Raw genomic sequence first — 24,683 nt, 5'->3', positions numbered from 1 at the left:
CCATGTTGTTCACCACGCCCACCGAATGGGCGGCGCTTGGCTTCACGCTTGTTGCCGGCTGGTTCTTTGGTCTGGCCAGCAGCTCGGGCGGCAAGAAATGGAAGCGCCAGCTCGAAGATGCCGAGATCAATTACGCCAGTGCGCGCGACCGCGATGACGCCGAGTTGCGCGCGGCCAAGGATCGCATCCGTGAGCTCGAGCGCGAACTGCGCGATTCGCGCCCCGCGCAGTCGGCTGCACCGGTGGTCGGTGCGGCAGTGGCCGGGGCAGCCGCCGCGACGCTGATCGAGCGCGCGCATGACAAGGCGCAGGACAAGGGCGATGCCGCCCCCGCGCCTGAACCGGCGAACAACTGGATTCCGGAGGGACCGCCCCCGCCCCCATTGCCGATGGGGACATCCGAAGCGCAGCCCGTCGAGTCCACGCCTGCGCCTGCCCCCGTGCAGGAGGAGGTCGCCCCGGCTTCGCCCGTGGCCACCTTTCCAGCGTCAGAGAGCGGAACGTCGGCAGATGCGGGCGGAACGGATCCAGCTGCGCCGGGAGCGACTGATCAAGGCGAGCCAACCGGGAGCGTGAGCAACGAATGGCTGCCCCCGCACGTCCGGGCAGACACCGCGCCGCAACACTGATCGCGCGACGGGGTCAGCTCCCGCCGAGCAGGATAGCCTGATAATGTTCGACCACGTCGGCGAGGGGCCTCCCCTCGCCGTCGAGGACGATCGCGCGATGGCGCACAACAACACCGCCGGGCGATACCCGGCCCGGCCGTACCTGCCATGTCGAATAGGTTTCGCGGCGTGGTGAGAGCGGCAGGATGACTCGGCCAAAAGGCACATCGCTTCCATCGAGAGCGGTGTTCATCTCTGGCGTGAGACGGCTGGCAACATACCAGTTGGTCGCCTTCGACAGGACATGGCTTCCGCACATCAGCCGCACCCGGCGATAGCCCAACATCTCGTCCTTGCCGACCTTGAGCCGCGTCCGCGCGGGCGATGCGCTGGCGACGACGCGCCCGCGCTTCACCTCGGCCCGCACCCGCGGCGGATCGGCAAGACCCAGCGCGGCGCAACGCGCCTCCAGCACGCCGGTCGCGGTGGGCGCGGCGAGCAGATCGGCATTGAGGCGGTCGACTGGCGTCATCTGCGCGGCGGCGACGGCCTCGATCAGAATCGCGGCCAGCGCCATTCCACTCACCGTGCCTGCAACGCCGCCTGAGCCGCCGCGAGCCGCGCGATCGGCACGCGATAGGGCGAGGCGGAGACGTAATCGAGCCCGGTTTCCTCACAGAATGCGATCGACGCCGGGTCGCCGCCATGCTCGCCACAGATGCCGAGCTTGATGTCCGGGCGGGTCGCGCGGCCACGTTCGGCGGCGATGCTGATCAGTTCGCCGACACCCTCGACATCCAGGCTGACGAACGGATCGCGGGCGTAGATACCCTTTTCGACATAGGTCGTCAGGAACCGACCCGCATCGTCGCGGCTGACGCCCAGCGTCGTCTGCGTCAGGTCATTGGTACCGAAGCTGAAGAACGCCCCTGCCTCCGCGATCTCCCCGGCGCGCAATGCGGCGCGGGGCAGCTCGATCATCGTACCCACCAGATACTCGATCGTCCGCCCCTGTTCGGCGAACACCGCCTGCGCGGCGCGATCGACCACCGCCTTCATCAGCTCCAGCTCGCGCTTGGTTCCGACCAGCGGGATCATCACCTCCGGCACCGGCGCCGCGCCGGACTTTTTCCGCGACGGCGCACGCCGCCTCGAAAATCGCGCGCGCCTGCATCTCGTAGATCTCGGGATAGGTCACGCCGAGGCGGCAACCGCGATGGCCGAGCATCGGGTTGAACTCGTGCAGCTCCGCCGCGCGACGACGCAGCGTTTCGACATCGAGTCCAGCCGCCCGCGCCACTTCCTCGAATTCGCTCTCTTCATGCGGAAGGAATTCGTGCAGCGGCGGATCGAGCAGGCGGATCGTGCAGGGCAGCCCCGCCATCACCTCGAATATCTCGATAAAGTCGGCGCGCTGTTCGGGCAGCAGCTTGTCGAGCGCCGCGCGGCGGCCCGCCTCGTCGCTTGCCAGGATCATCTGGCGTACCGCGGTGATCCGCGCCGCGTCGAAGAACATATGCTCCGTCCGGCACAGCCCGATCCCCTCCGCGCCGAACTCGCGCGCGGTGCGGCAGTCGAGCGGGGTTTCGGCGTTGGTGCGGACCTTCAGTCGACGGACCTCGTCGGCCCAGACCATCAGCGTGCCGAAATCGCCGGCCAGCTCGGGCTGGATCGTCGGCACCGCGCCCAGCATCACCTCACCGGTCGATCCGTCGATCGTCAGAACCTCGCCTGCGCGCACCTCGCGCGACCCGATCCGCATGACGCCTTCGGATGCCTTGATCGACAGCGTGCCCGCGCCCGAGACGCAGGGACGGCCCATGCCGCGCGCCACCACCGCCGCATGGCTGGTCATGCCGCCGCGCGCGGTCAGGATGCCCTTGGCGGCGTGCATGCCGTGGATATCCTCCGGGCTGGTTTCGACGCGGACCAGGATCACCGCCTCGCCCGCCGCCGCGCGCTTCTCGGCGGTATCGCTGTCGAACACCGCGATGCCCGACGCCGCCCCGGGCGAGGCGGGCAGCCCCTTGGTCAGCACGTCGCGCGGCGCATTGGGGTCCAGCGTCGGGTGGAGCAGCTGGTCGAGCGCCGCCGGATCGACGCGCAGGATCGCCTCCTCGCGCGTGATCAGCACCTCATTCGCCATGTCGATCGCGATCTTGAGCGCGGCCTTAGCCGTCCGCTTGCCGGACCGCGTCTGAAGCATCCACAGCTTGCCGCGCTCGACCGTGAACTCGATGTCCTGCATGTCGCGATAATGGCGTTCGAGCTGGTCGAACACGCGCGCCAGCTCGGCATAGGCTTCCGGCATCGCCTCTTCCATCGACAGCGGCTTGGCCCCCGCCCGCTCGCGCGCCGCCTTGGTCAGGTACTGTGGCGTGCGGATGCCCGCGACGACATCCTCGCCCTGTGCGTTGATCAGGAACTCGCCATAATAGGCGTTCTCGCCGGTCGCGGGGTCGCGGGTGAAGGCGACGCCGGTGGCCGAGGTGTCGCCCATATTGCCGAACACCATCGCCTGGACATTGACCGCCGTGCCCCAGTCGGCCGGAATGTCGTTGAGGCGGCGATAGACCTTCGCGCGCTCCGACTGCCACGACCCGAACACTGCGCCGATCGCGCCCCACAGCTGATCGTGCACATCCTGCGGGAACGGCTTGCCCCACAGCTCGACCACGATCGCCTTGTATTCCTCGACCAGCTTCTGCCAGTCCGCGGCGGTCATCTCGGTATCGAGGAAATAGCCGCGATCCTCCTTGGCGATCTCCAGCGCTTCCTCGAACCGGCCATGATCGAGTTCGAGCACGACGTCGGAATACATCTGGATGAAGCGGCGATAGCTGTCCCACGCGAACCGCGCGTCGCCCGAGATTTCGGCGAGCCCCGCGACCGTCGCATCATTGAGGCCAAGGTTGAGGACCGTATCCATCATCCCCGGCATCGACGCCCGCGCGCCCGAACGCACCGACACCAGCAACGGATCGGCGGCGTCGCCAAAGCGCTTGCCGGTAATCCCCTCGATATGCGCGATCCCGGTCGACACCTCGGCCTTCAGGCTGTCGGGAAAGGTCTGGCCATTCTCGTAATAGAGCGCGCAGACCGGGGTCGAGATGGTGAAGCCCGGAGGCACCGGAAGGCCGATCGACGCCATCCCATCGAGGTTCGCGCCCTTGCCGCCGAGCAGATTCTTGTCGCCCTGGCCGCCGTCGGAAACATCCCCGCCGAAGCGGTACACATAGCGAGTCATTCAAACCCCTTCCGTGACTTGGCGCGGGGCCTACCGCAGGTGCGAAGAAGGCGAAAGGGCTTGTCCCCCGTTGTCAGGGGGAAGAAATGCTACAGGCGTGTGAAATTTGGGGGTGGCCCAATAAACTGACCTCGTCACCCCGGACTTGTTCCGGGGTCCACCGCGCCCCATGCGCGGACGCCCAAGTGGAGGAGTGGACCCCGGAACAAGTCCGGGGTGACCAGAAATTCCCAGGTTGCCGAGACGCCGCCTACCCCTCGATCTTCCCGAAATCCGCGACGCGGTGAACGGCATCGCGCATGCGGGCGAGCAACGCGAGGCGTGCGGCGCGCTTGTCCTTGTCGGCGTCGTTGACCGTCACATCCTCAAAGAACGCGTCGATCGGCGCGCGCAGCGTCGCGAGCGCGGCCATCGCGCCCTCGAAGTCCTCCGCCTCGACCGCCGCCGCAGCCTTCGGCTCGGCCGCGTCGAGCGCGGAGATCAGGGCCGCCTCGGCGGGTTCGGGCGACGCATTGGCCCCCGCCCCCCTCGGGCACGCCGCCCTCCTTCTTCAGGATATTCGCCGCGCGCTTGTAGCCGGCGAGCAAATTCGCCCCATCCTCGGTCGCCATGAACGCCTGCAGCGCATGGACGCGCGCGAGAAGGCGGACGAGATCATCCTCCCCGCCCAGCGCGAACACCGCGTCGATCAGGTCGTGGCGGACGCCCGCTTCGCGCTGCTGGACCTTGAGGCGGTCGGCGAAGAAGTCACGAGTCTGAGCAGAAAACCCGGTCAGATCGTGACGGGAATAGCGCAGCCACATGGTGGCCAATTGCATGAGATTTGCCAGATCGAAGCGAAGATTGTTCGTGGTCATCAGCGCCAGGACGCCCAGAGCAGCACGACGCAGCGCAAACGGATCCTTCGAACCGGACGGCGGCAAACCAACCGCGAAAAATGCCGAAATCGTATCCAGCTTATCCGCCAGCGACACCGCCACCGTAACCGGCGAGGTCGGCACTTCGTCGCCCTGCCCGACCGGCTTGTAATGGTCGCGGATCGCGGCGGCGACGGCGGGGTCTTCGCCCTGTGCAGCTGCGTAATAGCCGCCCATCAGGCCCTGCAACTCGGGGAATTCGCCGACCATGCCGGTGACGAGGTCCGCCTTGCACAGCCGCGCGGCGCGTTCGGCGAGGTCGGCCAATTCCGTCACCCCAGCGGAAGCTGGGGTCTTTTGCGGCTCTTGCGCGGTGCCATCGCGGGAGACCCCAGCTTTCGCTGGGGTGACGATTTGTTGCTCAACCAACCACCGGGCCAGCTTGGCAACGCGATCGACCTTGTCGGCAACCGTCCCCAGCTTCTCATGAAAAACGATCTTTTCGAGCTTCGGACGCAGGTCATCCAGCCGCGTCTTCAAATCGGTTTCGTAAAAGAACCGCGCATCGCTCAACCGCGCGGCGAGGACCTTCTGGTTGCCCTCGACGATCTTGTCGCCGCCATCCGCCGCGTCGATATTCGCGGTGCAGATGAAGGCGTTGGCGAGCTTGCCCTCGGCATTTGTGCAGACAAAATATTTCTGGTTCACGCGCGCGGTGAGCTGGATCACCTCGGGCGGCACATCCAGAAACGCTTCATCGAAGCGGCCGAGCAGCGGCACCGGCCATTCGGTGAGGCCCGCATTCTCGATCAGCAGCCCTTCGTCCTCGACCAAGGTCAGCCCGGCCTTGTTCGCCGCCAGCTTCGCGCCGACCGCGATGGTCGCGCGGCGCTCATGTTGGTCGACGATGACATGGCATGCGCGCAGCTTTTCGACATAGTCGGCGGCGCTGCCGATGGTGATGACGCCCGGATGGTGGAAACGGTGCCCGACCGTGGCGGCACCCGATTTCACTCCGGCGACCTCACACTCGACGATCTGCTCGCCCAGCAGCGCCACTATGCCCTGCAGCGGGCGGACCCAGCGCAGGCTCTCGGTCGACAGCGAGGCCTCGCCCCAGCGCATCGACTTCGGCCAGGGGAAAGCTCGCACGATCGCCGGGATCGCTTCGGTCAGCACGTCCGCCGTGGCGCGGCCCGGCTTGTCGATCACCGCGAACAAGGTCGCGCGGCCCTTGACGTCGCGAACTTCGCAGCCAGTAAACTCAATCTGAGCCTTCTTTAGAAAGCCGTCGATCGCTGGCTGTGGCGCATCAACCGGAGGCCCCTTTAGTTCCTCACGCAGCGCCTCCGTCTGCTCGGGCAGATCGCGCGCAATCAGTGTGAGGCGGCGCGGGGTGGCATAGGTGACGAGTTCGGCGGCCTTCAGTCCCGCCTTGTCGAGTTCGGCGGTGAACAGGCGCGCAAGATCCTCGCGCGCCTTGTCCTGCATGCGTGCGGGGATTTCTTCGGAGCGGAGTTCGAGGAGGAAGTCGGTCACAGCGACCACTCCGGATATTTCGCGCTCCAGTCGGGGGTCATGTGCGCGATGTACTTCTCACAGCTGCCCTTCGCGAGATCGCGGACGCGGCCGATATAGGCCTGACGCTCGGCGACCGAGATGACGCCGCGCGCCTGGAGCAAGTTGAACAAATGGCTCGCCTCGATCGCCTGTTCATAGGCGGCGATGGGAACGTTGTTGGTCAGGCAATTCTCGCACTCGGCCATCGCCTTGCGGAAGCCCTCGAACAGCGTGTCGGTGTCGGCGACCTCGAAGTTGTACTTCGACATCTGGCGCTCGTTCTCGAGGAACACATCGCCATAGGTCACGCCCGCGTCGTTGAACGCCAGATCGTACACGCTGTCCTTGTTCTGGATATACATTGCGAGGCGTTCGAGACCGTAGGTCAGCTCGCCCGCCACCGGCTTGCAGTCGAACCCGCCCATCTGCTGGAAATAGGTGAACTGCGTCACCTCCATCCCATCGCACCACACTTCCCAGCCTAGGCCCCAGGCGCCGAGCGTCGGCGATTCCCAGTCATCTTCGACGAAGCGGATATCGTGCTTGAGCGGATCGATGCCGATCGCGGTCAGGCTGCCGAGATACAGTTCCTGCAGGTCGGGCGGGCTGGGCTTCAGGATCACCTGATACTGGTAATAGTGCTGCAACCGGTTCGGGTTCTCGCCATAGCGGCCATCGGTCGGGCGGCGGCACGGCTGGACGAACGCGGCGTTCCACGGCTCAGGCCCCAGCGCGCGCAGCGTCGTGGCGGTATGAAACGTCCCCGCGCCCATGCGCATGTCATAGGGTTGCAGGATGAGGCAGCCCCGCTGGCTCCAATAGTCATGGAGCTTGAGGATCATGCCCTGGAAGCTGAGCGGCGTGGTCATGGTGCCGGGCTTTGGCGAAAGGGCGAAGGGCGGTCAACTGCGGTTGACGCGGGGCACAGGGGCGGCTTTGGAGGGGCGATCATGTTGAAGCGTCTGATCGTTCCCCTCGCCGCCCTGCTCCTCTCCAGCTGCTCGCTGTTCGGCGAGGATGCCGACCCAGCCCTGTGGGTGGTCAAGGATGGCGACACCACCATCTATCTGTTCGGCACCGTCCATGTGCTCAAGCCCCGCATGCACTGGTTCGACGAGGGCGTGCGCGAGGCGTTCGATGCGAGCGACGAGGTGGTTCTGGAGATCGCCAGGCCCGATCCGCAGGCGATCGCCGCGCTGACCGCGCAACTCGGCACGCGCGGCGGCCCGCCCTTCGCGCCGGAGGTGGACAAGGCGGCGCGCGATCTTGGCATGCCGGCGGGCGCGATCGACAGGCAGGAGCCGTGGCTGGCGGCGCTGACGCTGGCGCAGCTGGCGGTCAAGAAGGCGGGCTATGACGCCGGCGACGGTGTTGAGGCGACCCTGTCGGAGGCGGCGGAGGATGCGGGGAAGCCGGTCAAGGCGCTCGAATCCGCACGCGGGCAGCTGATGCTGTTCGACGGCCTGTCGGGCGCGGCGCAGAGTGCGATGCTCGAGGAAACGGTCAAGGCGCTGCCCGGGACCAAGGCGCGGCTCGACAAGTTCGTCGCGGCCTGGGCCAAGGGCGATGCCGAAAGCGTCGGCGCTGAGATGAACCGCGGCGCGGTGGCCTCACCCGAAATCGCCGAAGCGGTGATCGCCCGCCGCAACGCCCGCTTCGCCGACTGGATCGCCGCGCGGATGCATCGCCCGGGCACGGTATTCGTTGCGGTCGGCGCGGGACACCTCGCCGGCAAGGGCAGCGTCCAGGCGCTGCTCGGCGAAAAGGGACTGAAGGTCGAGCGGGTGGCTTATTGACCGCAGCTTGCCTTTTGCGCCCTCCCCGCCTATAGGCGCGCGCTTCCGGTCAGGGTCATCCCTGGAGGCCTGGGCGGAATTGGAAACACTTTAGCGCATTGGAACGACATATGAGCGACACGCTTACGCTGTCGGCCGAGACGCGCGACCGGGTTGGCAAGGGAGCCTCCCGGGCGCTGCGTCGTGAAGGCCGCGTCCCCGCCGTGATTTACGGCAACAATCAGGAACCGACGAGCATCCACCTGGATGAGCGCGCGCTGTACAAGGCGTTGCACACCGGCCACTTCATGAACTCGGTCGTGATGATCGAAGGTCTGGGCGGCAAGGCGATCCGTACGCTTCCCAAGGACGTGTCGCTCGACGTGGTGACCGAACGCCCGGTCCATGTCGATTTCCTGCGCATCTCCGAGCACGCCAAGGTTACCGTTGCGGTGCCGGTCGTGTTCACTGACGAAGACGCGTCGCCCGGCATCAAGAAGGGCGCGGTCCTCAACATCGTCCGTCACGAGCTGGAGCTGGTGTGCGACGCGGCCGAGATCCCCAGCGAGATCACCATCTCGCTCAAGGGCCTCGAAGTCGGCGATTCGCTGCACATCTCGGCGGTGACCCTGCCCAAGGGCGTGACCAGCGCGATCACCGACCGCGACTTCACCATCGCCACCATCGCTGCTCCGGCGGCGCTGAAGGCCGAAGAGGCTGAAGCAGCCGAGGCGGCTGAGGCCGAAGCCGAGGCACCTGCCGAAGAGGCTCCTGCCGAGGGTGACGCTGCCGAGGGCGAGGCCAAGGACGGCGAGTAAGCCTTTCGCGGCATCTGCCGATCAATTAGGAGCGCCTCCGCACCCGCGTGCGGGGGCGCTTCTTGCTTGTGGGAACAATTGACCGATGCAGCTCTGGGTTGGCCTGGGCAATCCCGGCCCCGAATATGCGATGAACCGGCACAATGTCGGCTTCATGGCCGCCGATGCCATCGCCGAAGTGCACGGCTTTTCGGCGCCCGCAAGGAAATTCCAGGGCTGGTTTCAGGAAGGGCGGATCGGCGGTGACAAGATCCTGCTGCTCAAGCCAGCCACCTACATGAACGAAAGCGGCCGGGCGATCCGCGCGGCGCTGGACTTCTACAAGCTGGAGCCTGAGGCGGTCACCGTGTTCCACGACGAGCTCGACCTTGCCCCGTTCCAGGTCAAGGTAAAGCGCGGCGGCGGCGCGGCCGGACAGAACGGCATCCGCAGCGCGATCGCGCATATCGGGGCGGATTTCCGCCGCGTACGGATCGGCATCGGCCATCCGGGACACAAGGACCGCGTCACCGGATACGTCCTCGGCAATTACGCCAAGGCGGAGATCGAAGATCTGTCCGACCTGCTTGGCGCGATCGCGGGCGAGGCCGAATGGCTCGCAAAGGGCGACGATGCGCGGTTCATGAACGACATCGCGTTGCGACTGCAGCGACCCTGACCCCGGACACAAAAAAGGCCGGGTCGCCCCGGCCTTTTCCATAGACTTTGCGTAAAGATCAGCTCTTCTTGCCGACCACCACACCGACCGCGCGGGCGTCGCCCGCGGCGACCGCGCCGCTGATCGCGAAGCTGATGCCGATCTCGGCCGCCTGCGGACCATAGGCCAGGCCCTGGAAGGTGCCGCCCACGGTGCTGCCCGGGCCGAAGCTGCCGGTGAACTGGTTGCTGCCGACGGGGATCGCGCCGGTGCCGGTGAAGGTGCCGAGCGCAATATTACCGCCCGTCGTGAGGCGCTCGAGGTTGAGCGTCAGCGTGACCAGCCCCGTCGCATAGTTGATCGACAGCGTCGCCGTGCCGCCCAGCTTGTCGACCGGGCTCGCGCCTGCCGCCGGGGCGATCACCGAACGACCGGCGATCCGGACGGTATAGCTCACCGTCCCGGTGGTCGGCATGTCGGAAACGACCGTCGGATAGCCGAACACGCCATAGGTGATCCGCTTCGCACCCGCCGTGCTGTCGCCGCGCCACCAGCCGGCATAGCTGACCCGGGTCAGCGCCAGCGCGGTATCGGACGTGACCTGCCCCGAAACGGTGTTGTTGAGCAGGTCCAGCTGAGTGAACGCGCCCGCCGTGGTCGGCGCAGTCGTCTCGCGCAGCACATATTCGGTGACCGCCGGCGCTGGCGCCGTGAGGAGGTCGGCGCCGGTGAAGCGCGACTCTTCGGTATTCTCTCGCACGACCAGTTCGGTCGTCGAGGTCGAGGTCAAGGTGCCCTGGAGCGCAAGGCGGACACGATTCGAAAATGCGTCGGTGCCCGCGGCGCCAAGGGTGACCGGTCCAGCCGCCGCGTCGCCGGTATAGCTGGTCGCGGCGCTGACGGTGAAGAATTCAGCGGCATTGGCCGCGGTTATCGGAAGCGTGGAATAGCTGATCGGCGACGGCGTCGGCGTCACGCTGGAGCTGGGCGTCGGGGTTGGGGTCGGCGTCGCGTCGTCGTCGCCGCCGCTGCAGCCGGCTACGACCAGGACAACAGCGGTGCTGGCAATCAGGATGGAACGGCGAATCATACTGCGACTCCTGTAACGTGGCCGTCTGGAAGGCGCGTTGCGCCTGTACCGTGGATGAACGGGCCGCGTTGCCGCGACCACTCGGGTGCTGCGGTAGCGTGGCTAGCCGCGAAACGGAAGAGCGCCGGTGCGGGTTTCGCCGCACCGGCGCGTTCCTGCGTCAGTCGCCCAGCTGCCCGAGCAGGCCGCGCAGCTGCTGAATCTTGCCGAACCGCTCTGCAGGACTGATCTTTGCCATCGTCCCGGTGCCGAATTCAGCGGCACTCTGGATGCAAGTGGTGACCTGAGCATGTGCCTGGGCACGGTCGCTCTTGGTGAAATTGGTGTCGATCTGATCCTTCACTGCCCAGTCGAGATAGGCGTCGAGTCCGGCCTTCGACAATTCCGGCTTGGGCGGATCGGCCGGGATCACCTGATCCCCCAGCTTCTTCTCGATCATGCCGCGATAATAGGCGAGGAACGGCGCGCTCCCCCCCGCGATGTTGCGCGGCACGGGGCTGTCGAGCAGCCGTTGCTGCCACTTCACCGCAGCGTAGCAGCGCACATTGAGTGCCAGCGCATCCTGAAGATCCTGCGCCTTGCGCTTCGCAGCGGCTTTGGCCTTGGCCTCCGCCGCAGCCTTCTCCTGCGCGCCATTATCGCCGCACCCGGCCAGCGCGAACAGCGCCAGCGGCGCGAGGAATGCGAACCTCTTCATGGACTTGACGTCCTCCCCAATCAAATCTTGATCGCGCGACTTTGACGCCCCGTCGCCCGCTGTCAACCAAGCGCAGCTTGCACAGCGATCGAGTCCATGCTGTTCGGGCGGCATGACGATCAAGACGCTGTTCGCCACGCGCTTTTCACAAACGACGCTCGACGACCCGGCATTGCTGGCCGAGCTGGCCGACGCGTGCCGTGACCTTGCAGCGCATGATCGGGCGGGGCAGCGCTGGTCGAAGGACCATGGGTATCGGGGCTACACCAGCTATGCCTCGCTCGACGACCTCCCGGATCGCGATCCGCGCTTCGCCGACCTCGTCCGCCACCTCAACCGCCAGGTCGCGCGCTTCGCCGATGCCTGCGCGCTGGATCTGTCGCGAAAGCTGAAACTCGACAGCCTTTGGGTGAACGTCCTCAAGCCCGGCGGGACCCATTCGGGACATATCCACCCGCACAGCGTGGTTTCGGGGACCATCTATATCGAAGTGCCGCCGGGCGCCGGCGCGCTCAAGCTGGAGGACCCGCGCCTCCCCATGCTGATGGCCGCCCCGTCCCGTCGCCCCGACGCGCCCGAAGATCTACAGACCTTCGTCTATGCGCAGCCTGCGCCGGGCAGCATCTTCCTGTGGGAAAGCTGGCTGCGGCACGAAGTCATGCCGCATGCGGGCAAAGGCGAGCGGATCAGCATCAGCTTCAACTACCGCTGAATTCGGGTCGCGCCGATCGCTCGCGGAACCATTTCGCTCGTGATACGGTTAGACTGCCTGTCCATCTGGAGATTGACCATGCGCAAGGGCCTTTTCGCACTGTTGGCGCTGTCGCTCGCCGTCCCGAGCACCGCCCTCATGTCCACCACTGCATCGGCGCAAAGCTGGCAGGAGCGTGAGCGCGAGCGTGACCGCGAATACAATGAGCGCCGCGACCGGCGCTATGGCGAGCGGCGGGACTATCGCGACCGCGATTATCGCTGGCGCGACAATGACCGCAACTGGGACGCCTCGCGCGCCTATCGTCAGGGCAATTATCGCGAGCGTCGGCTGAGCCGTCAGGACCGCATCTATCGCGGCCGCGACGGGCGCTATTATTGCCGCCGTGGCGACGGCACCACCGGCCTTGTGGTCGGCGCGGCGCTGGGCGGGATCCTCGGCGGCGCGAATCGGCAATGGCGACCTGCTCGGCGTGATCCTTGGCGGTGCCGGCGGCGCCGTGCTGGGCCGTGAGCTGGATCGCGGCAACGTGCGCTGCCGCTGAGTGATCAACCTCCCCCGCCACCGGCGGGGGAGGAATTGCACCCCTAGCCTTTTGCCTGTCTCCGGCGTATCTGCGCGCCTTTCCCGGATCACAGGACCTAGAGACCAATGGGCTTTCGCTGCGGCATTGTCGGCCTGCCGAATGTCGGCAAATCGACGCTTTTCAACGCGCTGACGCAGACTGCGGCGGCACAGGCGGCCAATTATCCCTTCTGCACGATCGAGCCGAATGTCGGCAACGTCGCTGTCCCCGACGACCGGCTTCAGGCGCTGGCGAAGATCGCCGGATCGGCAAAGATCATCGAGACTCAGCTGGGGTTCGTCGACATCGCCGGTCTGGTGCGCGGCGCGAGCAAGGGCGAGGGCCTGGGCAACCAGTTCCTCGGCAACATCCGCGAGGTGGACGCGATCGTCCATGTTCTGCGCTGTTTCGAGAATGACGACATCCAGCATGTCGACAACAAGGTCGATCCGATCGCCGACGCCGAGACGGTCGAGACCGAGCTGATGCTGTCCGACCTCGAAAGCCTCGAAAAGCGCGTGCCGAACCTTCAAAAGAAGGCCGCGCAGGGCGACAAGGAAGCCAAGATTGCCGCAACGGTGCTGGCACAGGCGCTCGACCTGCTGCGCGAAGGGAAACCCGCCCGGCTGGTCGAACCGAATGACGTCGAAGAGGAGCGCGTCCTCAAGCAGGCGCAGCTGATCACCGCCAAGCCGGTCCTCTATGTCTGCAACGTCAACGAGGAACATGCCGCCGACGGCAACGATTATTCGGCGCGCGTGTTCGAAAAGGCCAAGGCCGAGGGCGCGCAGGCCGTCGTCGTCTCCGCCGCGATCGAGGCCGAGATCGCGACGATGCCCGCCGAAGAGCGCGGCGAATTCCTCGCCGAGCTGGGCCTACAGGAAACCGGCCTGACCCGGGTGATCCGCGCCGGCTATTCGCTGCTCCACCTGCTGACCTTCTTCACCGTCGGGCCCAAAGAAGCGCGCGCCTGGACCACCCATGTCGGCGCGAAGGCACCGCAGGCGGCGGGCGAGATCCACACCGATTTCGAACGCGGCTTCATCCGCGCCGAAACGATCGCGTTCGACGATTACGTCAAGTTCAACGGCGAAACCGGCGCACGCGACAACGGCAAGCTGCGCTCGGAAGGCAAGGAATATGTCGTCCAGGACGGCGACGTGATGCTGTTCCGGTTCAACGTCTGACGTTTTCCACTTCCCCTCCCTGACTGGGAGGGGAGCATGGCGTCCTACCCCAGATAGCGCGCCCGGCGCTCCGCGCTGGCCAGCATCACGACCAGCGTGGCAACCACCAGCAGCCCCGCAACGAGCGTCGCGGTGGCGATCGGGGGATACTCGTCGCCGAGCTTTTGGTGGATCGCAAACAGCGCCCAAAGGAACGGCAGCGGATACCAGGGATTGCCGCCGGTCCCGACCAGTGCCGCCGCGACGATTAGCCCGCCGACGGTCAATATCGCCGCCGCAATTAGCGGTGCCGGTCCGGGGAGGACGATGTCGTGGAAGTTCAGCGCGGCGGCGATATTGACTATCGTCGCGGCTGTCAGCCACCCGGCCAGCGCGCTAAGCGGCAGGACGGCGGCCAGCCGCTCTCCGGCGGTAAAGCGCGGCATGCTGGCAAAGATGCGCAGGATCGCCAGCAGATTGACCAGCGTGAACATGATGATCAGCACCGACGGGAAGCCGAGCCCCCACAGCTGCGTATAGGCGACCCACACCGCATTGCCCAGAAACGCGCCCGCCGCGTGCCAACCGATCCGCCGCACCAGATGACTGTCCCGCTGCGCCGGCAACAGCTGCCAGATCGCATAGGCGATCGTGCCGAAATAGAGCGGCGCCCAGATGGCAAAGGCCCATCCGGCGGGCGTGATCAGCGTCTGGGTCTGCCCCGATTGCTCGCCGACCGGCTCGCCGATGCCGATCATCGGCAGCAACGGCGTGGCGATCTGCGCAAAGGCAAGGATCAGCGTGGCGACAGCGCGGGGATTGCTCATGGCGCGACAACCTAAGCGGCCAAAATTGGTTCCGCTAGTGAAACGCCCAGCGGAATGTCTTGGCGATCGCCAGCGTCGATCCCCGCACCAGCGGCAACGTGGCAACCGGACGTTGCAGGCCATGCATCGCACGCGCCCAATCGGGGAGCAGATCGACCGCTGCCGCGAAGATCGCCGCCTGCGCCGGCGCCATCGCCAGGCTGGTGGGCGGGTGGCCGAGCAAAAAATGCGCGACCTCGCGCGTGCGATCGTCGACCACCAGTTGCGACCGCATCGCCGCGATCAGCCCCTCCGCCTCGAACCGGCTGCGAGGTACCGGGTCGGCCCCTAGCGCCTCGGCAATCCGCGCGGTTTCGGTGTAATAGACATCTTCCTCCGCCCGGCTGACCGGCACGCCGTAGCGCTGCCACGCGGCGAGGAAGCTCCACATCTCCGTCACATGCACCCACGCCAACAGTTCGGGATCGTCGGCGCGATACGGCGTGCCGTCGGGCAGTACCCCCGCGACTCGTTCATGCACTTCGCGCACCTTGGCGATCGTCGCCTCGGCGATGCCGCGTTCGGCGTAGGTGGTCTCGGCGATGAACCGCGCGGTGCGGCGCAGCCGGCCGAGCATATCCTTGCGGAACGCGCTATGGTCCCACACCCCCGCCAGCACCGCGGAGATGCAGCATCTGCAGCAGCAGCGACGCGACCCCGCCGACCATCATCGTTGTGACGTCGCCATGCACGCGCCAGGTGACGCTGTCGCGCGGGAACAGCGCGTCATCGCTGCGCACCACGGGCGTCTCGCCCTTGGCCTGATCGTTGAACGTCGCGCGGATCACGCCGATCAGGCGCTTGCGAAGACCGGCAGCGAGGTCGGGGGCGGCATCGGGTGAAGCTAGGTTGTCGCGACCCGCGCGGCAATGCTAGTGCGACGGGATGATCGTGCGACTGCTGATCCTGATTGCACTGGTGCTCGGCACCCTGCCCGCCCCTGCGGCGGCGGCACCGCCGTGCCATGAGGCGGCCGGCACGATGGCGACGCCGATGCCGATGGACCACGACATGCCCGCGCCGGAACGCGATCCCGCCCCCGTTATGGGCAAGCCGCTGTGCGTCGGCTGCATCGCCCCCGCCACGATGAAAACTGCATCGGTAGCCGCGCCGCACGCGCTCGTCGCTGCGCATGCTGCCTCCGCTCCGACCCGCGCAATGGCCGGAGCGCTGCTGACGCCCGAACCACCCCCCTCCGCGCGGCTGATCGGTCGCGGGCACGGACCCGCATCCCCGATCATTCACGGAGTTTGGACAATGAACACACCTACGACGCTCGCCGCGTTGCTCGCGGCGACGGCGCTGCCGGTTGCGGCCGCAGCGCAGACTCATGACCATAGCCAGCACACGATGCCGGCACCCACCCCCACCCCCACCCCCCACTCCCACGCCCGCGCCGGCTCCCGCACACGACCATGGGCAACATGCGCAACCGACACCGACGCACACCCCCGCCCCGGCCAGGACCGACCACCAGCATCACGGCGACCATCAGGCCGCCGACGCCCCGACGCCCAACGCCCAAATCGCGTCCGGCACCGCCCTGCTCCCCGCAGCCGAGGGCGGCCAGCATGGCGGGCTGCACGCCATGGCCGGCGACTGGATGCTGATGGCGCATGGCTATGCCTGGGGCGCGGTTACCAGCCAGGGCGGCCCGCGCGGCGACGACATGGCGTTCGTCCAGACCATGGGCATGGTCACCGCCAGCCGCCCGCTCAGCGACTCCGCACGGATCGAGCTGCGCGGCATGTTCAGCCTCGACCCGCTGATGGGCAAGCGCGGCTATCCAAACCTGTTCGCGGCGGGGGAGACCGCCAATGGCCGCGCTTTGGTCGATCGCCAGCATCCGCACGATCTGTTCATGGAGTTCGCCGCGCGGGTCGAGGTCGATGTCGCCCCCGGCACCACCGCCTTCCTCTATGGCGGCCCGGTTGGCGAGCCCGCGCTTGGCCCGCCCGCCTTCATGCACCGCCGTTCCGCGCGCTATCAGACGATGTCTCCGATCGCGCATCACTGGTTCGATTCGACCCACATCACCTACGGCGTGGTGACCGCCGGCGTGCGCACCCGCGCATTCCAGCTTGAGGCTTCCGCATTCAAGGGCCGCGAGCCGGACGAGGAACGCTGGGGCTTCGATCCCATCAAGCTCGATTCGTGGAGCCTGCGCGCGACCTTCACCCCCAGCCCCAACTGGGCGATGCAAGTCAGCCATGGCCGCCTCGAAAGCCCCGAAGCGCTGCACGGCGGCAATGACGAGGCGCACCACCGCACCACCGCCAGCGTGCATTACGCCCGCGGCGGCCTGTCCGCGACGCTCGCCTGGTCGGCGAAGAACCGAATCCCCGGCGATACGCTCAGCGCCTGGGTGGCGGAGGCGAACTGGGACGTGGACGCGCGCCACAGCCTCTTCGCCCGCGCCGAACTGGTCCGCAACGACGAGCTGTTCCCCGACCACCACCATCCGCTGCACGACCAGCCGTTCCGCGTCGCGCGGTTCGAGGGCGGTTACGCCTACCGAATCCCGCTGGGTGACAAGGTGACACTGGCACTCGGCGGATCGGTCGCGACCTATGCCAAGCCGCAAGCGCTCGACCCCTATTACGGGAAGAGCCCAGTCAGCGGCACCGCGTTCGCCAAGCTGTCGCTCGGCAACTGACTCGCGCGCGTCATCTTGAACCGATAGAGGCCGCCGTCATGCGCTGGTTCCTGCTCATGGCGGCGGTTCTGTTGGTCGTCCACTCCGCGCCTGCCTCCGCCCAGGCCGAAGCGCGCACCCCGGTGACGATCCTGATCGGCATCGACGGGTTCCGCCCCGACTATCTCGATCGCGGGGTCACGCCGGTCCTTTCGAAGCTCGCCAGCGAAGGCGTGCGCGCAACGATGCGTCCGTCCTTCCCGACCAAGACTTTCCCGAATTTCTACACTCTTGTCACCGGCAAGCGCCCCGACCGCCACGGCATCGTCGCCAACCGCTTCGAGGATCCCGCGCGCCCCGGCGAGCGCTTCACCCTCGCATCCGACCAGCCCTATTGGTGGGACCAGGCCGAGCCGCTTTGGACCGCAGCAGAGAGAGCCGGCGTGCAGACCGCCGTCATGTTCTGGCCCGGTTCGGGGGTCGAGATCGGCGGCACGCGCCCGCATGACTGGCAGGCGTTCGGCATGGCAGTGACCGGTCGCCAGCGGGTCGATGCGATCATCGACTGGCTGCGCCGTCCCGCCGCGACCCGACCCCGACTGCTCGGCCTGTATTTCGACACGATCGACACCGCCGGGCATCGCCACGGCCCCGATGCGGCGGAGACGACCGCAGCAGTGGCGGAAATCGACGCGCTGATCGGGCGATTGCTCGGCGAACTCGCCACACTCGGCCAGCCCGCCAATCTCGTCTTCGTCGCCGATCACGGTATGGCGGCGGTGGACGAAAGCCGCCGCATTCAGCTCGACACCGTCGCCGCCGCGACCGATTTCCGGTTGATCGAGGACGGCCCCTATGCCGCAATCGAGCCGCTGCCAGGGCGCGAGGCAGCGCTCGCGACGGCGCTGCTAAAGCCACATCCCAATATGGAGTGCTGGCGGCGCGCCGATATCCCCGCGCGTCTCCATTATGGCCGCAACCCGCGCACGCCGTCCTTCCTGTGCCTCGCCCGGGTCGGCTGGACGATCACCATCCGCCCCGCCGCCGAGCCGCTGCGCCCCGGCGGCGCGCATGGCTATGACCCCGCCGCGCCCGAGATGGCGGCACTCTTCCTCGCGCACGGCCCCGCCTTCGCATGGGGCGTCACCCTGCCCGCATTCGACAACATCCATGTCGCGCCGCTGCTGCGCCTGCTGGCCGGGGTGCCACAGGCGCAGGATGCCGATGGTGACGCGGCGGTGTTCGCCCCGGCGCTGAGACGCTGAACCCTCTTGCCAAAATCCAGTTTCGGATAGAAACTGATCCCATGATCTATTTCGAGGACCTGACGGTCGGGGACAAGGCCAGCTTCGGCTCCTATGCGGTCACACGCGACGAGGTGCTGGACTTCGCGCAGAAATACGACCCCCAGCCATTCCACATCTCCGACGAGGCGGCGGCCAGGACCCATTTCGGGCGGCTCGCAGCGAGCGGCTGGCACACCGCGGCGATGACCATGGCGATGCTGGTGGAGCAGATGAAGGTCCGCCCCACCGCCAGTCTCGGCGCGGCGGGCATCGACGAATTGCGCTGGATCAAGCCGGTCTTCCCCGGCGACACGCTGCGCTGCGAAACCGAATTGCTCGAAAAGCGCGAATCCGAACGACGGCCCGAAATGGGTCGCACCCGCTCGCGCATGCTGGTGTTCAACCAGCATGACGAGCCGGTGCTGAGCTTCATCGCCAACGCGATTGTCGCGCGGAAACCCGCAGTCAATTAGCCCGGACGGCGCCGGTCGCGGCGGTTTTCGCGGCGTAGTTCGCGTCGATCCTGACGATATTCCCGCCGATATTCGCGGCGATCGTCACGCCGCTCCGCCGCGCGCTTCGGGCCGCGTCACCTCGCCCTGACGATAGTCCCGGCGATCCTGCCGCCGATCCTGGCGATAGGCGCGGTCATCGCGGCGGCGGTCCTGCGCAAACTCGCGCCAATTCTGTCGCACCTCGCGGCGGTCGCCACGCCAGTTTTGGCGGCGCTGCTCCCAATAGCGGCGCTGGCTGTCGCTCCAACGAATGGGACGGCGATCGCGATCATAGACATAATATCCGGTGCCCGGATAATAATAGTCGCCATACCAGCCCCAATAGGGATCGCCATAACCACCGGCATAATAGCCGCCACCTCCGCCGCCATAGCCGACGGAAACGCCGCTATAGCCATAGCCGTCGGTGCAGGCGGCAACGCCGAGCGCGGCGGCACCGGCAAGCCCGAGCTTCACGATACGCAAACTGAACATGATGCTTCTCCCGGACACCATGGGGGCGCCCTAATCTATTGAGAACAGGGGAGAAGCGGCAGGGGTTCCATACGGCGCGCTTCTAGATCCTCCCCCGCAAGGGGGAGGTGGCGCCGAAGGCGACGGAGGGGGAGGAACGGGATCGGCCTGAAGGGACAGGACATCGCCGTCCGCCCCCTCCGTCAGCGGCGCTGACACCTCCCCCTGGCGGGGAGGATTACCGGGCGTCAATGCCCGGGAAATTCGGCCAGCGCGGTCACATGCACGCCTTCGGCACGCAGCGCATCCGCACCGCCCAGGTCGGGCAGGTCGATGACGAACGCCGCCTGCGTCACCACTGCGCCCACCTTGCGCAACAGCCGCGCCGCGGCCCGCGCGGTGCCGCCGGTCGCGATCAGATCGTCGATCAGCAACACCCGCGCCCCGGGCGCGACGGCATCGGCATGGATCGCGATGCGGTCGGTGCCATATTCCAGCGCATAGTCCTCAGCGACGGTCGCGCCGGGCAGCTTGCCGTCCTTGCGCACCAGCAATGTCCCCGCCCCCAGCGCCAGCGCGACCGGCGCGGCGAAGATGAAGCCGCGCGCCTCGATCCCCGCGACCAGATCGACCGGCCCGTCCACCGCCTCGACGATCCGCTCGACCGCGCGCGCGAAGCCCGACGGGTCGAGCAGCAGCGTGGTGATGTCGCGGAACATGATCCCCGGCTTGGGAAAATCGGGGATGGTGCGGATCAGCGCGGCGAGATCGTCATTGGTCGGGGTCACGGCATCGCTCCCAAGAAAACGGCCCGGGAATCGCTTCCCGGGCCGCTGGAAAAAGTTCAGGCGAACGTTCAGTCCTTCACGTTCCGCCAGATCTGCTTTTTCGCGCCATAGGCCAGGAAGCAGAAGATCACGAGGAAGATCAGCGTCGCGAGACCGGCGGTCTTGCGCGCTTCCAACTTCGGCTCTGCGGTCCAGGTCAGGAACGCCGCGACGTCCGCCGCATAGTTCTTGGTCGTGGCGGCAGTACCGTCCGAATACGTCACTTGCCCGTCCGCGAGCGGCGGTGCCATTGCGAGGTTGAGCGTGTGGAAATAGGGGTTGTAGTGCAGCCCCTCAGGCGTCTTGGCGTCCGGGAACTTCTTGAGCAGTTCCGCAGGCTGGTCCTGATATCCGGTCAGCAGCGAGTAGAGATAGTTGCTGCCATCCGCGCGCGCCTTGGCCATCAGCGACAGGTCGGGGGGGATCGCGTTGTTGTTCGCGGCCGCTGCGGCGATATCATTGGCATAGGGCGAAGGGAAACGATCGGCAGGAATACCGTCGCGGGTCGCGGGTTCACCCGTGTCCGGGTTGACCGACGGAACCTGGAATCCCTTGGCGATGGTCTTGATCTGGCCCTCGCTATAGCCGAGCGCGGCAAGGTCACGGAACGACACCAGACGCAGCGAGTGACAGGCGGCGCAAACCTCCTTGTACACCTGCAAGCCACGCTGCAGCTGGCGCTGGTCATAGGTGCCGAACATGCCGGTGAAGCTAAAGCCGCCTTCCGGCGCTTCGGCATGCTTGTGGAATTCCTGCTCGACCGTCTTGGGCGTGGTCAGCCCGTTCGAGAAGGTGTCGATGATCCCAAGGAACAGGGCGAAGACGAACCCCAGCCCGACCAAAAATCCGCCGATGCGAACCATTTTCTATGCCCCTCTTATTCGGCAGCTGCGGTCTGGAGCGGCGAGGTGCCACCCTTGCCGGCGAGCACGGCCTCGGTGATCGAGTTCGGCAGCGGGCGCGGACGCTCCATTGCCGAGACGATCGGCAGGATCACCAGGAAATGCAGGAAGTAATAGGCCGTCGCGAACTGACCGATCAGGATCACGCCCGGGGTCGGGGCCGCGCCACCGACATAGCCCAGCACCAGCACGTCCACGAGCAGGATCAGCAGGAACCAGCGATAGGTCGGGCGATAATTCGCCGATCGAACCGGCGACGTGTCGAGCCAGGGCAGGAAGAACAGCAGCAGGATCGAGCCGAACATCGCCAGCACGCCCCACAGCTTCGCCGACATGATGAAGTCGACGGTAAACGACTTCAGGATGGCGTAGAAGGGTAGGAAGTACCATTCGGGCACGATATGCGCCGGGGTCGAGAGCGGGTTGGCCGGGATATAGTTGTCCGGGTGCCCCAGCAGGTTCGGCGCAAAGAAGATCAGCGACGCAAATACCAGCAGCGCCACGCCCACGCCCACACCATCCTTGGCGGTGTAGTATGGGTGGAACGGCACGGTATCCTGCTCGTCCTTCACCTCGACGCCGGTCGGGTTCGACGAACCCGGAATGTGCAGCGCCCAGATGTGGAGGATGACCACGCCGGCGATCACGAACGGCAGCAGATAGTGGAGCGAGAAGAAGCGGTTGAGCGCGGCATTGTCCGGCGCGAAACCGCCGAGCAGCCAGACGCGGATCGGTTCGCCCACCACGGGGATTGCCGAGAAGAAGCCGGTGATCACCTGCGCGCCCCAGAAGCTCATCTGGCCCCAGGGAAGGACATAGCCCATGAACGCGGTCGCCATCATCAGCAGGAAGATGACGACGCCGAGCAGCCACACCATCTCGCGCGGCGCCTTGTACGAACCGTACCACAGGCCGCGGGCGATATGGATGTACACCACCAGCAGGAACATCGACGCGCCATTGGCGTGCGCATAGCGGATGAACCAGCCCGAGTTCACATCGCGCATGATGTGCTCGACACTATCGAACGCGATGCCCGCATTGGCGGCATAGTGCATCGCCAGCACGATGCCAGTGACGATCTGGATCGCCAGGAACATCCCGGCGAGGACGCCGAAATTCCAGAAATAGTTGAGATTGCGCGGGACCGGATAGCCGGCGCCGACGGCGTTATAGACGAAGCGCGGGAGGGGCAGACGATCGTCCACCCACTTCATCACCGGATGCTTCGGCTCATACTGCTTTGCCCAGGGAAAGCTCATTTCAAGGTGCCCCCTCAGCCGACCCGAATTACGGTGTCGGAAATGAATGCATATTCCGGAACGACGAGGTTCGTCGGTGCCGGGCCGGTGCGGATGCGACCGGCGGTGTCATAGGCCGAGCCGTGGCACGGGCAGAAATAGCCGCCATACGGCCCCTTATTCTCACCCTCGCCTGCGCCCAGCGGCACGCAGCCGAGATGGGTGCAGACGCCGAGGGTGACCAGCCAGTTGGCCTTGCCCTCCTTGGTCCGCTCGGCCAGAGTCTGGGGATCGCGCAGGTCGGACAGCGACGTCTTGTTCGCCTCTTCGATCTCGGTCGGCGTCAGGTTGCGCACGAACAACGGCTGCTTGCGAAACGTCGCCTTGACCGACTGGCCCGGCTGGATCGCCGAGATGTCGAGTTCGGTGGTCGACAGCGCCAGCACGTCCGCCGACGGGCTCATCTGGTTGATCAGCGGCAGCGCCACGACGCCCGCGCCGACGCCAGCGAAAGCGACCGCGCCGATCGCGAAATAGTCACGACGGCGGGGATCGGCCGGCGCGTCACCCGCGTCACCCGGAGGTACAGCTTCTTCAAGCGTTGCCATGCATCAGCCCTTGCACTTCAAAATTCCGGCGTTTTCACGCCCCTGTCCCGGACGGCGGAGCGCGCGAACGCCACGCCAGGCCCCCGGATTGCCCCCGGTGGCTGGCGGGCCTGATAGACGGCACGGGGCGACTTTGCCAACCGCCTTTTTGACCGGCGCATTACACCGGTTTGTTTTCGACACCGGCCCGCTCCCCCACCCGGCCGCCCATTTCAGAATATCCAGCCGATGGGTGGCCGGGTGGGGGAGCGTGCCGGTGTCGGACTTCAGCAACTGCGCCTTGTGACGGGCGGGCTCCCTGCACTATCGGGGCATGATGCGCCTCGCCCTGTTCCAGCCCTGTATTGCCGGCAATGTCGGTGCGGTCCTGCGCATCGGCGCGTGTTTCGATACGCAGATCGACCTGGTCGAGCCGATGGGATTCGCGTGGGACGACAAGCGCGTGGCGCGCGCCGGCATGGACTATATCGACCATGTCCGCGTCACTCGGCACCGCGACTGGGATTCGTTTCTCGCGACCGTGACCGGCCGCATCGCACTGTTCACCACCAAGGGCGCGTCGCGCTTTGACGAAGCGCAATTCGCGCCCGACGATATCCTGCTGCTCGGGTCGGAGGATGCAGGGGCGCCCGATCATGTCCATGACCGCGCCGACCTGCGCCTGCGCATCCCGATGAAACCGGCGATGCGCTCCTTGAACCTCTCCGTCTCGGCGGGCATCGCCCTGTCCGAAGCGCTCCGGCAAACCAAAGGCTATCCGCAATGATCGAACTCGACCCCCAGCAACAGCGCGCCCGCGCCTGGTTCGAGGAGCTGCGCGACGCGATCTCCGCCGAGTTCGAATCGATTGAGCGTGAGGCCGGGTCGGACGCGGCCTTCGACTATATCGCCTGGGACCGCGTCGATCCGTCGGGCGAGCCAGGCGGTGGCGGCGTGCGCGGGGTGATGAAGGGCAAGGTGTTCGAAAAGGTCGGCGTCAACGTCTCGACCGTCGGCGGCACGTTCGAGGGCGATTTCGCCAAGTCGATCCACGGCGCGGGCGAGGATCCCCGCTTCTTCGCCACCGGCATCAGCCTCGTCGCGCACATGGCCAACCCGCATGTCCCTGCGGTCCACATGAACACCCGCTTCCTGGTGACGACCAAGCGCTGGTTCGGCGGCGGCGCGGATCTGAACCCGCCGATTCCCTATGATGAAGACACTGTGGACTTCCATGCACGTCTGCAGGCGGCATGTGACACGCACGACACCGCGCATTACCCGCGGTTCAAGGCATGGGCCGACGACTATTTCTACATTCCCCACCGCAATGTCCATCGCGGGGTCGGCGGCATCTTCTACGATCACCTCGACAGTGAGGACAATGCGACATGGGAGGCGAATTTCGCCTTCACCCGGGATGTCGGCCGCGCCTTCCTCGATATCTACCCCGCAATCGTCCGCCGCCGCATGGCCACGCCCTTCACCGATGCCGACAAGGTGCAGCAGCTGGAATGGCGCGGCCGTTATGCCGAGTTCAATCTGGTCTATGACCGGGGAACGTTGTTCGGCCTCAAGACCGGCGGCAATATCGACGCGATCCTGATGAGCCTCCCACCGCTGGCGAAATGGTCTTGAA

24 protein-coding genes and 3 pseudogenes are annotated in these 24,683 nt (G+C 66.4%); 12 read left to right on the top strand and 15 right to left on the bottom strand.

What is annotated here, in order from left to right; genetic code table 11:
- Window positions 1-2 precede the first annotated feature (2 nt).
- On the top strand, window positions 3-629 hold the full coding sequence (locus tag LRS12_RS13190; protein WP_257844932.1) for a hypothetical protein: 627 nt from the start codon (window positions 3-5) through the stop codon (window positions 627-629).
- 13 nt (window positions 630-642) lie between these two features.
- On the opposite strand, the gene LRS12_RS13185 is transcribed toward LRS12_RS13190, so the two are convergent.
- The 4 genes and pseudogenes from LRS12_RS13185 to LRS12_RS13170 form a co-directional block, all read right to left on the bottom strand.
- Window positions 643-1,185, bottom strand: coding sequence for a hypothetical protein (locus tag LRS12_RS13185; RefSeq protein WP_257844931.1), 543 nt, complete (start codon window positions 1,183-1,185; stop codon window positions 643-645).
- Window positions 1,186-1,190: 5 nt separating this feature from the next.
- Window positions 1,191-3,855 (bottom strand): annotated as a pseudogene (gene ppdK, locus LRS12_RS13180) (pyruvate, phosphate dikinase).
- A 250-nt stretch (window positions 3,856-4,105) separates the two neighbouring features.
- Window positions 4,106-6,251, bottom strand: a pseudogene (glyS, locus tag LRS12_RS13175) (glycine--tRNA ligase subunit beta).
- Entirely contained in the window at window positions 6,248-7,141 is an 894-nt protein-coding gene (locus tag LRS12_RS13170) for a glycine--tRNA ligase subunit alpha (protein ID WP_257844930.1), read from the bottom strand. Before LRS12_RS13170 ends, glyS begins: the two are co-directional and overlap by 4 nt.
- An 81-nt stretch (window positions 7,142-7,222) precedes the next feature.
- Here LRS12_RS13170 and LRS12_RS13165 point away from each other — a divergent pair, with 81 nt between their 5' ends.
- The 3 genes from LRS12_RS13165 to pth all read left to right on the top strand — a co-directional run bounded on the left by LRS12_RS13165 (window position 7,223) and on the right by pth (window position 9,523).
- On the top strand, window positions 7,223-8,068 hold the full coding sequence (locus LRS12_RS13165; RefSeq protein WP_257844929.1) for a TraB/GumN family protein: 846 nt from the start codon (window positions 7,223-7,225) through the stop codon (window positions 8,066-8,068).
- A 110-nt stretch (window positions 8,069-8,178) separates the two neighbouring features.
- Entirely contained in the window at window positions 8,179-8,865 is a 687-nt protein-coding gene (locus tag LRS12_RS13160) for a 50S ribosomal protein L25/general stress protein Ctc (protein WP_257844928.1), read from the top strand.
- Between the two features lie 85 nt (window positions 8,866-8,950).
- On the top strand, window positions 8,951-9,523 hold the full coding sequence (pth, locus tag LRS12_RS13155; RefSeq protein WP_257844927.1) for an aminoacyl-tRNA hydrolase: 573 nt from the start codon (window positions 8,951-8,953) through the stop codon (window positions 9,521-9,523).
- Between the two features lie 58 nt (window positions 9,524-9,581).
- On the opposite strand, the gene LRS12_RS13150 is transcribed toward pth, so the two are convergent.
- On the bottom strand, window positions 9,582-10,592 hold the full coding sequence (locus tag LRS12_RS13150; protein WP_257844926.1) for a transferrin-binding protein-like solute binding protein: 1,011 nt from the start codon (window positions 10,590-10,592) through the stop codon (window positions 9,582-9,584).
- 160 nt (window positions 10,593-10,752) lie between these two features.
- Window positions 10,753-11,289, bottom strand: coding sequence for a hypothetical protein (locus LRS12_RS13145; protein WP_257844925.1), 537 nt, complete (start codon window positions 11,287-11,289; stop codon window positions 10,753-10,755).
- Window positions 11,290-11,401: 112 nt separating this feature from the next.
- Here LRS12_RS13145 and LRS12_RS13140 point away from each other — a divergent pair, with 112 nt between their 5' ends.
- From LRS12_RS13140 to ychF, 3 genes and pseudogenes are all read left to right on the top strand, one after another.
- Window positions 11,402-12,001, top strand: coding sequence for a TIGR02466 family protein (locus LRS12_RS13140; protein ID WP_257844924.1), 600 nt, complete (start codon window positions 11,402-11,404; stop codon window positions 11,999-12,001).
- A 78-nt stretch (window positions 12,002-12,079) separates the two neighbouring features.
- Window positions 12,080-12,545, top strand: a pseudogene (locus tag LRS12_RS13135) (glycine zipper 2TM domain-containing protein).
- A gap of 107 nt (window positions 12,546-12,652) precedes the next feature.
- Window positions 12,653-13,753: a redox-regulated ATPase YchF gene (gene ychF / locus LRS12_RS13130; protein WP_257844923.1), complete on the top strand. Its 1,101-nt coding sequence runs from the start codon at window positions 12,653-12,655 to the stop codon at window positions 13,751-13,753.
- Between the two features lie 44 nt (window positions 13,754-13,797).
- On the opposite strand, the gene LRS12_RS13125 is transcribed toward ychF, so the two are convergent.
- The 4 genes from LRS12_RS13125 to LRS12_RS13115 form a co-directional block, all read right to left on the bottom strand.
- Window positions 13,798-14,559, bottom strand: a complete 762-nt coding sequence (locus LRS12_RS13125; RefSeq protein ID WP_257844922.1) for a hypothetical protein — start codon at window positions 14,557-14,559, stop codon at window positions 13,798-13,800.
- 34 nt (window positions 14,560-14,593) lie between these two features.
- Complete coding sequence (locus tag LRS12_RS13120) at window positions 14,594-15,217, bottom strand: oxygenase MpaB family protein (protein ID WP_308223023.1); 624 nt, start codon at window positions 15,215-15,217, stop codon at window positions 14,594-14,596.
- Window positions 15,192-15,386 (bottom strand): hypothetical protein, encoded by a 195-nt coding sequence (locus LRS12_RS20045; RefSeq protein ID WP_308223022.1) that lies wholly within the window; start codon window positions 15,384-15,386, stop codon window positions 15,192-15,194. The genes LRS12_RS13120 and LRS12_RS20045 overlap by 26 nt, the downstream gene beginning before the upstream one ends.
- A gap of 84 nt (window positions 15,387-15,470) precedes the next feature.
- The gene (locus LRS12_RS13115; protein WP_257844921.1) at window positions 15,471-15,611 is read right to left on the bottom strand and encodes a hypothetical protein; all 141 of its coding nucleotides are present in this window, start codon (window positions 15,609-15,611) and stop codon (window positions 15,471-15,473) included.
- A gap of 575 nt (window positions 15,612-16,186) precedes the next feature.
- Here LRS12_RS13115 and LRS12_RS13110 point away from each other — a divergent pair.
- Genes LRS12_RS13110 through LRS12_RS13100 form a run of 3 tightly spaced genes read left to right on the top strand, consistent with a single transcriptional unit; the run spans window position 16,187 to window position 18,992 of the window.
- A complete protein-coding gene (locus LRS12_RS13110; RefSeq protein WP_257844920.1) occupies window positions 16,187-17,254 on the top strand; it encodes a hypothetical protein in 1,068 nt (355 codons plus the stop codon).
- A 38-nt stretch (window positions 17,255-17,292) separates the two neighbouring features.
- A complete protein-coding gene (locus tag LRS12_RS13105; RefSeq protein ID WP_257844919.1) occupies window positions 17,293-18,498 on the top strand; it encodes an ectonucleotide pyrophosphatase/phosphodiesterase in 1,206 nt (401 codons plus the stop codon).
- A 41-nt stretch (window positions 18,499-18,539) separates the two neighbouring features.
- A complete protein-coding gene (locus LRS12_RS13100; protein ID WP_257844918.1) occupies window positions 18,540-18,992 on the top strand; it encodes a MaoC family dehydratase in 453 nt (150 codons plus the stop codon).
- 84 nt (window positions 18,993-19,076) lie between these two features.
- On the opposite strand, the gene LRS12_RS13095 is transcribed toward LRS12_RS13100, so the two are convergent.
- The 5 genes from LRS12_RS13095 to petA all read right to left on the bottom strand — a co-directional run bounded on the left by LRS12_RS13095 (window position 19,077) and on the right by petA (window position 23,065).
- The gene (locus tag LRS12_RS13095) at window positions 19,077-19,508 is read right to left on the bottom strand and encodes a hypothetical protein (protein ID WP_308223021.1); all 432 of its coding nucleotides are present in this window, start codon (window positions 19,506-19,508) and stop codon (window positions 19,077-19,079) included.
- A 227-nt stretch (window positions 19,509-19,735) separates the two neighbouring features.
- Window positions 19,736-20,275, bottom strand: a complete 540-nt coding sequence (locus tag LRS12_RS13090; RefSeq protein WP_257844917.1) for an adenine phosphoribosyltransferase — start codon at window positions 20,273-20,275, stop codon at window positions 19,736-19,738.
- Window positions 20,276-20,343: 68 nt separating this feature from the next.
- Window positions 20,344-21,177, bottom strand: coding sequence for a cytochrome c1 (locus tag LRS12_RS13085; protein ID WP_257844916.1), 834 nt, complete (start codon window positions 21,175-21,177; stop codon window positions 20,344-20,346).
- A gap of 14 nt (window positions 21,178-21,191) precedes the next feature.
- Window positions 21,192-22,478 (bottom strand): cytochrome b/b6, encoded by a 1,287-nt coding sequence (locus tag LRS12_RS13080; RefSeq protein WP_257844915.1) that lies wholly within the window; start codon window positions 22,476-22,478, stop codon window positions 21,192-21,194.
- A gap of 14 nt (window positions 22,479-22,492) precedes the next feature.
- The gene (gene petA, locus LRS12_RS13075; protein WP_257844914.1) at window positions 22,493-23,065 is read right to left on the bottom strand and encodes a ubiquinol-cytochrome c reductase iron-sulfur subunit; all 573 of its coding nucleotides are present in this window, start codon (window positions 23,063-23,065) and stop codon (window positions 22,493-22,495) included.
- A gap of 316 nt (window positions 23,066-23,381) precedes the next feature.
- Here petA and LRS12_RS13070 point away from each other — a divergent pair, with 316 nt between their 5' ends.
- Window positions 23,382-23,831: a tRNA (cytidine(34)-2'-O)-methyltransferase gene (locus tag LRS12_RS13070; protein ID WP_257844913.1), complete on the top strand. Its 450-nt coding sequence runs from the start codon at window positions 23,382-23,384 to the stop codon at window positions 23,829-23,831.
- Window positions 23,828-24,682, top strand: coding sequence for an oxygen-dependent coproporphyrinogen oxidase (gene hemF / locus LRS12_RS13065; protein ID WP_257844912.1), 855 nt, complete (start codon window positions 23,828-23,830; stop codon window positions 24,680-24,682). Before LRS12_RS13070 ends, hemF begins: the two co-directional genes overlap by 4 nt.
- The last annotated feature ends 1 nt before the right edge of the window (window position 24,683 follow it).

The sequence above is a fragment of the Sphingomonas sp. J344 genome (genome assembly GCF_024700005.1).
Lineage (GTDB): Bacteria > Pseudomonadota > Alphaproteobacteria > Sphingomonadales > Sphingomonadaceae > Sphingomonas.
Note: the sequence above shows the minus strand (reverse complement) of the source record. Positions and strands in the feature narration are given on the sequence as shown.